The organism is Sinomicrobium sp. (genome assembly GCA_029266035.1).
In the GTDB taxonomy this organism is placed as follows: Bacteria; Bacteroidota; Bacteroidia; order Flavobacteriales; family Flavobacteriaceae; genus Sinomicrobium.
In genome coordinates, this window is record JAJUFH010000033.1 from 21,272 (window position 1) to 29,228 (window position 7,957).

Here is a 7,957-nt window from a genome sequence, read left to right on the forward strand (position 1 = left end):
CCGAAAAGATTATGCCTAGAAAGTCAATTACAGGCTCAAGCGATCAGGAACCGGGATGGAAAGAACGCATGGGAGCACTTCAGTATCTCCCGCGTTTTTTTGGAAAGATCAGAGAGGTATCCCCGCGACTTTTTTATATCAATATTATTTCTCGTATTTTCAATGCGGCAACACCTGTAGCTCTATTGTGGGTGGGCAAACTTATCCTAGATGAAGTGGTGATCCAAATCGATGCTCATGAGAAGGATTTTTCGCTGTTGTGGAAATTGATTGCCCTAGAACTGGGATTGGCTGTATTGTCTGATCTCATCAGTAGGGCTACCAACCTCACCGATACACTCATAGGAGACCTGTACTCCAACAAGTCTTCTGTAGAGATAATAAACAAGACTGCAGAGATAGAGCTCAGTCAGCTAGAAGACCCCGACTTTTACGACAAGCTCGATAGAGCCCGGCGTCAAACCGTAGGAAGAGTATCGCTTATGTCGGGTATAATGTCGCAATTACAGGATAGCATTACTGTGATTTCGCTGGTCAGTGCTCTGGTTGTTTTTGAGCCTTGGTTGATTGTATTGCTCGTGTTTTCTGTAATTCCAGCCTTTCTAAATGAAATAAAATTCAGCCAGAAAAGTTATTCTTTGGCGAGGAGTTGGACTACCGAGCGACGTGAGCTGGACGATTTGCGATACGTAGGGGCAAGTGATGTTACCGCCAAAGAAGTAAAGCTATTTGGTCTTGCAGGCTATATAGCTAAGCGTTTTAAAATGCTATCTGATGCGTACTACAAAGTAACCAGAAAATTAGCGATTCGAAAAAGTCTTTGGGGCGCTGGTTTTAATATACTGGGGGTATTGTCGTATTACGGAGCCTTTGTACTCATTATTATTCGAGTGGTGACAGGGGTTTTAACTGTGGGTGACCTGACATTCCTTTCCGGATCTTTTAATCGCCTTAGAAACCAACTGCAGGGTATTTTCTTCCGATTCAGTCAAATTACTGAAAGTGCACTCTACTTAAAAGATTATTTCGATTTTCTAGATCTAGAAACAACAGCAAAAGAACCGGAAGTAACACTACCCATACCTGATGAAATACGAGGGGGATTGGAGTTTTCAGATGTGTGGTTTCGATATCCTGGACAGGAGAATTACGTCTTGAAAGGAGTGAGTTTCTTGATTCCGGCAGGAGAAAAACTCGCCTTTGTAGGAGAAAATGGTGCAGGAAAGACAACCTTAATCAAACTTGCACTTCGGTTTTACGAACCTGTAAAGGGGAAAATATTGCTCGACGGGACCGATATACGCAAATTTTCCAAAGAGGAATACCAGTCACTTTTCGGAGTTATTTTTCAAGATTTTGTAAAGTACAATTTCTCCGCAGGCGAGAATATAGCTGTGGGTAATATCGACAAGGTGAATGACGACAACAGTATACTGAAAGCCGCTCGACAAAGTCTTGCCGATCAAGTAATCGCTTCACTTCCGGGAGGGTACGACCAAAAACTGGGTAGGCGTTTTACTAATGGAGTGGATCTCTCCGGCGGACAGTGGCAAAAAATAGCCTTGGCAAGAGCCTATATGAAAGATGCAGAGATAGCGATTCTCGACGAACCCACTTCTGCCTTGGATGCCAGAGCAGAGTACGAAGCTTTTCAGAGGTTTATGGGACTTACTAAAGGAAAAACCGCTATTATTATATCGCATCGCTTCAGCACTGTACGTCTGGCTGATACCATAGTGGTGTTGAAAGACGGCAAAATACTGGAGCAGGGAACTCACGAAGTTTTGATGGAAAACAAACAATTGTACGCAGAGCTGTTTACCCTTCAAGCTGTGGGATACCAGTAAACCAATTTAGACGATTTAGTACAGTATTCTATAAACGGGATATTGCATATGTGCTTTTTCGTAATACTCAGAGTGTTGATATATCCATTGCAATTGCTCGTACCAGTTTTTTGAAAAATCGGAATCGCCTTCCTTCAATGCTTCAAATTCGGTCTTTAACGCCGGATTGTTTTCGAGGAGTTCGAGGGCAATATCTTCAAAAACATAAGGAGAGAAATGCTCTTTTTGCTGCAGAATGGGATCAAAGAAATTCCAATTAAAAAAAGAATCAGAGGCTTCGGGCTCTAGAGTTTCTATGAGATATCGTATGGCTGGCTGGTCGGTTTGCACTATGTAATCCCCTTTGTTAAACCGTTTTTTTATTTGTTGTGAACTCACTGCAGTATTGTAGTGGAGGTAATGCCCTTCGAAGGCAGAGGGCTGTGTTTTGAAATCTTCAATTCTGTAAGCCTGTACTTCCATCAATGTGTCGCTGGGCAGGGAATGCAGTGTTACACCGTTCAGTTTTAACAGTTCCACAACACGCCGCCACTGTTTTGGAATGACATAGCTCTTTGGTACTGTGACTCGGTGGGAAGCTTTGAAATAATTGTAGTAAGACACCGGTTTCACAAAGGGTTTGTCTCGATTGTATTTCAACCGGGGAAGCCCTGTGACTGCGCTTATGATGGTATCTGCCTCATATCCGAGAAATTGTAAGGTAGACACTTTGGTGGAATCGACTGTCCACCTCACAGGGTAGGTGTCTGCGGTAGCGTAGTATTTAAAAGCGGTCTGCCTCAACTCCTTTATTTTGAGGTGATCCTTTTCTGTGATATTCACCATTTCGCGAAGTAGTTGATAAGTGCCTTCTACTCTCTTTGGATACGGTTTGAGCATATGGGTTTCGAGCATCATTCCAAGGGTATTCCAGAGAGTGGCATAACCGGTGGAGTATCGTGGGTGATCGGCAAATTGCGAAAATCCGGTTTCCGGAGGCTTGTTGAACACATTGACATAAGGGGTGATGTTCCAGTCCTTTTCGGCGAGCGCCTGTTCCAATTGAGGCATCATTTCACGGTGCAGGTATTGTCCGAGCTCAGATCCCAGTTTGTTGTGCTGTGTAAAAAGATGGGTGAGTGTATACTGATAGTCAGCTCCGTTACTCACGTGGTTATCGATAAAGACATCGGGTTTTACAAGCTGAAAAATCTCGGCAAAGGCCCTGCTGTTGCGAGAGTCAGATTTGATAAAATCCCTGTTGAGGTCGTAGTTCTTTGCATTACCTCTAAAACCGTATTCCTGCGGCCCGTTTTGGTTGGCTCGAGTATGACTGTTCCTGTTTAGCGCTCCTCCTATATTGTACACCGGAATGGTTGCGATAATAGTGTTTTTCGGAGGGTTGAGTTTACCTTGTGCATAATCTCTTAAAAGCATCATGGAGGCGTCTATTCCGTCGCTTTCTCCGGGGTGAATTCCGTTCAGGACGAGTAGAATGCGTTTGTCTTTTCTCAGTTTGTCAAAGTCGAAACTGCCATCGGGGTTGTAAGTAACCAGGTGGAGCGGATAACCGCTATCCGTCATCCCCATAGTTTGTATGTCAATCTCTTGAAATGCCTCTGCCAATTTCTTGTAATAATCTATTACCTCTTCGTATTCGGGGGTTTGTTTACCTTCCGAGCTTTCAAATAGGGTTTGGAATTTCTGATCTTTTTCGGGTTTGTCGGTATGACAGGCAGTGAAGAGTAGTGCAATCACCACCCAAGTAAAGTACAATTTCATAAACAAATAGTTTTGTTACACGAGCAATCTCAACAGATGCTAATATACAAATAGCCTGTTTAATAAATGACAAATAAAAGAATTAGAAGTCTCCCCGTCACCTCGTCGCCAAATCCCTGCCTTACATCAATCCCGCTATCTTGTAGCGTACTTTGATGAGTTCCTGAATTCCCCTAATGGTCTTGAAACAGCGTTTTAGTTTTATTCTCTCTTCTTTGTTCAGAGCTGACAATTCTATATACCTTCCGGAGTCGTTGTGCATAAGTCCGTGTCTGGTTCGGAATTTTAACAGTGTTTTTGAGGCGTAGGAACAGGAGAGGTAGAGATCTCTGTTTTCCGGTTCTAATTCTGCCAGTTTTTCAAAGCGTTCTGCTGTATTGTTTATGTGTCTTATCTGATGCGACAAAGAAAGAAGTCGCGCGGCATCGGTGATAGGAGTTATTGCTCTTTTCTTGAGGTCGAAGAAATCTTTGTACTCTCCGTTTTGTTCTACCAGAAACTGTCTGAAAAAACCGAGGGGAGAGGGGTTGTACAGTACATTTCTGGCCATCATACCGAAAAAATAACGGTTTTGTTCTGCCTGTTTAAAGATGTGGTTTACAAGGCTATCGCTAAATTCGGTATTTCCGTAGCTGATGTCAAAATCAAAAAAAATGGAACACAGCAATATCTGGTCTTCTCCCGGCTCGGCAATCCAATGGCCGAATTGTTCTTTCCATTCAGATAGCGACATACACCACCTGGGGTTGCCCGCCATCATATCGGCCGGACAGTATTCGTAGCCTATGGTATTCAGACGTTTGTTTACCTTTTTTCCCAGACCTGTAAAATAGTTGCGAACAACCTCCAACTGGTCGGGTGTAGTATCTTCAAAAACGATGGCATTATCCTGATCGGTGTGGAGTAATTGTTCTTTTCTACCCTGACTCCCCAACGACATCCATGCAAACGAAACCGGTGGCGGATTGTCAGTTTTGCGAAGCGATAGTTCTATACAGCGTTTAATGGTGGCGTCGTTGAGTTCTGCGATAATCCGCGCGACATGTGTGATTGGGATATTTTGCTCCATATAACCCCTGAGTAAAATCATCATCTTTTGGTGAATGCGTTTTAGGTGCTTTGTCTTTGTAGCCCTCTTTAAAGCTTTCATCAAAACCGAAGGGTTGTTTCCCTGACTCAGTGTGATATCGTGATCTGATACTAGTCCTACAATTTTTGATTGCGTTGTTCCGTCTTTGGTGATACACAAATGACCTACCTTGTGCTTCATCATGGCCATCTGTGCCTGTGCGACCGTGATGTCTTTTGGATAGCAAACCACCGGAGAAGTCATGACTTCACTGATTGGAGCGTCTATAGAAACGTCACCGGTAACTACTTTGTTTTTCAGGTCGCGATCGGTAACGATGCCCAAGGGGATTTCTCGATCTGTAATAACAACCGATCCGATATTTTTTTCTCGCATAATCAGAGCCACCTCTTTGATAGGAGTATCCGGTGTACAGCTAACGACATTTTTGACGTAGTTTACCGCTTGTAGGTCGGAAAGGTCTGTTACTGGGTTCAACTGTATCTCCGGGATATCGTCTGAGTACAGCTTTTTGTGGTATTCTTCAGAAAATGGGGCTTCTGTATTGGAAGCAAAACTCTCAATAAGAAAAAGCCCCACCTTTCTGTTCTGTTCGGTAATAGGGCGAAAGATATCTATGGGAATGCCATAGAGGATACTCTCTTCCTCGCTCACTGCCTTAATGACATAGTTTTCCCTTGCGATGAGAGGTCTCAGTCCAAAAATATCGCCCTCGTCACAGTTGTCTATGGGAGTAAACTTTCCGTTTCTGCGTTTCTGAAGTGATACAGCACCTTTGTGTATGACATAAAATTGCTGGTGACCTGTATCGCCTTCGTCAAAAACAAGTTTGTTTTTCTCGAGGTATATGACGTTTACATGGGAAGCGACTTCGAGCAACTGACTCTCGTTGAGCAAGTCAAATGGAGGCAGACGTTTTAAAAAGTCTGCAATGCGGAGCGCTATCGTATTCCTCATACAATCCCGATTAAACTATATATTGCAACTCCGTTTAGTCAAAATAACTAAAACTGGTTTCCGGAGTAATATTCAACAAGCTCTCATATATCAATCTGATAACATTTTCCACATCGTCGCGGTGCACCATTTCAACCGTGGTATGCATATAGCGCAGCGGTAGTGAGATCAGCGCTGATGTGACTCCTCCGTTGCTGTATGCAAAAGCGTCGGTATCTGTACCCGTGTATCGGGATGAAGCCATTCTTTGGAAAGGAATTTTTTTGCTTTCAGCAGTTTCTATAATGAGTTCTCTCAGCTTGTTTTGAACAGCCGGTGCGTATGAAATTACCGGTCCATCGCCTATTTTGGTCTCTCCTTGAGTCTTTTTGTCTATCATAGGAGTGGTGGTGTCGTGACATACGTCGGTCACTATGGCGACATTGGGCTTTATAGTTTGAGTAATCATTTCGGCACCTCTCAATCCTATTTCTTCCTGAACCGAATTGGTAATATACAAACCAAATGGCAGTTTGTTCTTGTTTTCGTGTAGCAATCTGGCCACCTCTGCAATCATAAAACCACCTACTCGGTTGTCTATAGCCCTGCAGACAAATTTGTCTTTGTTGAGTACCTGAAAGGTATCGGGATAAGTAATTACGCAGCCTACGTGTACTCCGAGTTTTTCTACCTCTTCCTTGTTTTTAGCACCTATATCTATAAATATGTTATCGAGTTTTGGTGTTTCTTCCTTTCCGGAGTTTCTGGTGTGTATAGCCGGCCAGCCGAACACTCCTTTTACAATACCTTTTTTGGTGTGAATGTCTACCCATTTAGAGGGTGCGATTTGATGATCGCTACCTCCGTTGCGTATTACGTATATCAATCCGTTGTCGGTAATGTAATTTACATACCAAGAAATTTCGTCAGAATGTCCTTCTATAACCACTTTGTATGGAGCGTCGGGATTTATCACCCCTACAGCAGTGCCGTATGTGTCGGTGATAAAAGTGTCTACATAGGGTTTGATATAGTCCATCCAAAGTTTCTGTCCTTCCCATTCATAACCGGTAGGAGAGGGGTTGTTTAGGTATTTTTCCAGAAAACTTAGAGATTTTTTGTTTATGATTTGCGCTTTTTTTGCCATAATTCTTTTAATTAAATTTTCTGTACGAAAGTAATAATATTAGAGGAATTAATACGGATAGAAGTGTAGTTTGTAGGTTTGTTTTTTAGAGTGACTCCATTTGTATAACGATGTTTCTAGCGGTAGAGAGTGTTAAATATTCTATTGCAGTTGATGGCAGAGAGAATGTTTGTAAATTTACTCCCTTGTCAATTGATAAAAGTAGGCTTTAAAAAGTATGCTCAAGAGTTTTGTATATACGGCAATAGTCCTTTTGTGGGGAATACAGGTGATGTCGCAGGAAAAGGAGATAGTGCCAGATACCCTGCAAAAGCAATACGTCATCTTAGAAGGAGATTCTGTGGTTCGCGAGGCGATAGACTTGGAAGAGGTCATGGTTTTTAGTCGGCTGAAATTTGATTCCAGAGAAGAACGCGCACTTTATTACTGGTTGAGACGTAAAACACTAAAGGTTTTTCCCTATGCGAAATTGGCTTCAGAACGACTGACAGAGCTAAATGAAAGGCTCGGAATGATAGATAGTAAATCAAAGCGCAGGTGGTATACTAAAAGGGTACAGAAGTACATAGAGGAAGAATTTACCGACGAATTAAAAAAGCTTACGCGTACTGAGGGGCAAATTTTGGTGAAATTGATTCACAGACAGACTGGAGCCACAGCTTTCGATCTCGTAAAGGAATTGCGAAACGGCTGGAGGGCTTTTTGGTATAATAATACGGCTAGGATGTTTAAAATTTCTTTGAAGGAAGAATATCACCCCGAATCTGTCCATGAGGACTACCTGATAGAAGATATTTTACAACGTGCCTTTGCGGACGGATTGCTCGAAAAACAACGTTCAGCACTCGATTTTGACTATATGGAGCTCACAAATCACTGGAAAGATGGAAAGAAAAATGAAAAATAATTGTGGGTTTCAGAAAAAACACTTACATTAGCTGTCCTTTATTTTTTAGTCTAAAATATTGTAGCATAATGTGTTGGAGGATGGGCTAAAAAAATCATCATTTTTTACTTGCAGAAAACAAAAAACAAGTTTTATATTTGCACCCGCTTTGAGAGGGAGTATGGGGTTGAGAGGATAAGCGAATAGGTTCATATACGGTGATAGGGGTAGGGATTTTGATGATGGATTTCACTGTTGATTTTGATGCATTTTTACTGGTTTTCGAATTA

At 42.3% G+C, this 7,957-nt stretch carries 5 protein-coding genes; 2 read left to right on the forward strand and 3 right to left on the reverse strand.

Going from position 1 to position 7,957, the window contains the following annotated elements:
- Window positions 1-11 precede the first annotated feature (11 nt).
- A complete protein-coding gene (locus ACYZZR_RS12310; protein ID WP_461534312.1) occupies window positions 12-1,847 on the forward strand; it encodes an ABC transporter ATP-binding protein in 1,836 nt (611 codons plus the stop codon).
- A gap of 15 nt (window positions 1,848-1,862) precedes the next feature.
- Here ACYZZR_RS12310 and ACYZZR_RS12315 read toward each other — a convergent pair whose 3' ends face one another.
- The 3 genes from ACYZZR_RS12315 to ACYZZR_RS12325 all read right to left on the reverse strand — a co-directional run bounded on the left by ACYZZR_RS12315 (window position 1,863) and on the right by ACYZZR_RS12325 (window position 6,781).
- Window positions 1,863-3,608 carry a M14 family metallopeptidase gene (locus ACYZZR_RS12315; RefSeq protein WP_461534313.1) on the reverse strand — a complete coding sequence of 582 codons (1,746 nt, stop codon included), beginning with the start codon at window positions 3,606-3,608 and terminating at the stop codon, window positions 1,863-1,865.
- Between the two features lie 121 nt (window positions 3,609-3,729).
- Complete coding sequence (locus tag ACYZZR_RS12320; RefSeq protein ID WP_461534314.1) at window positions 3,730-5,655, reverse strand: DUF294 nucleotidyltransferase-like domain-containing protein; 1,926 nt, start codon at window positions 5,653-5,655, stop codon at window positions 3,730-3,732.
- A 34-nt stretch (window positions 5,656-5,689) separates the two neighbouring features.
- On the reverse strand, window positions 5,690-6,781 hold the full coding sequence (locus ACYZZR_RS12325; protein WP_461534315.1) for a M42 family metallopeptidase: 1,092 nt from the start codon (window positions 6,779-6,781) through the stop codon (window positions 5,690-5,692).
- Window positions 6,782-6,998: 217 nt separating this feature from the next.
- On the opposite strand from ACYZZR_RS12325, the gene ACYZZR_RS12330 reads away from it, so the two are divergent.
- A complete protein-coding gene (locus ACYZZR_RS12330; RefSeq protein WP_461534316.1) occupies window positions 6,999-7,688 on the forward strand; it encodes a DUF4294 domain-containing protein in 690 nt (229 codons plus the stop codon).
- Window positions 7,689-7,957 lie beyond the last annotated feature (269 nt).

Bases quoted from the DNA above. Each gene is read 5' to 3' on its own strand.
- ACYZZR_RS12310 (WP_461534312.1), top strand. From the start codon at position 12: ATGCCTAGAAAGTCAATTACAGGCTCAAGCGATCAGGAACCGGGATGG.
- ACYZZR_RS12315 (WP_461534313.1), bottom strand. From the start codon at position 3,608: ATGAAATTGTACTTTACTTGGGTGGTGATTGCACTACTCTTCACTGCC.
- ACYZZR_RS12320 (WP_461534314.1), bottom strand. From the start codon at position 5,655: ATGAGGAATACGATAGCGCTCCGCATTGCAGACTTTTTAAAACGTCTG.
- ACYZZR_RS12325 (WP_461534315.1), bottom strand. From the start codon at position 6,781: ATGGCAAAAAAAGCGCAAATCATAAACAAAAAATCTCTAAGTTTTCTG.
- ACYZZR_RS12330 (WP_461534316.1), top strand. From the start codon at position 6,999: ATGCTCAAGAGTTTTGTATATACGGCAATAGTCCTTTTGTGGGGAATA.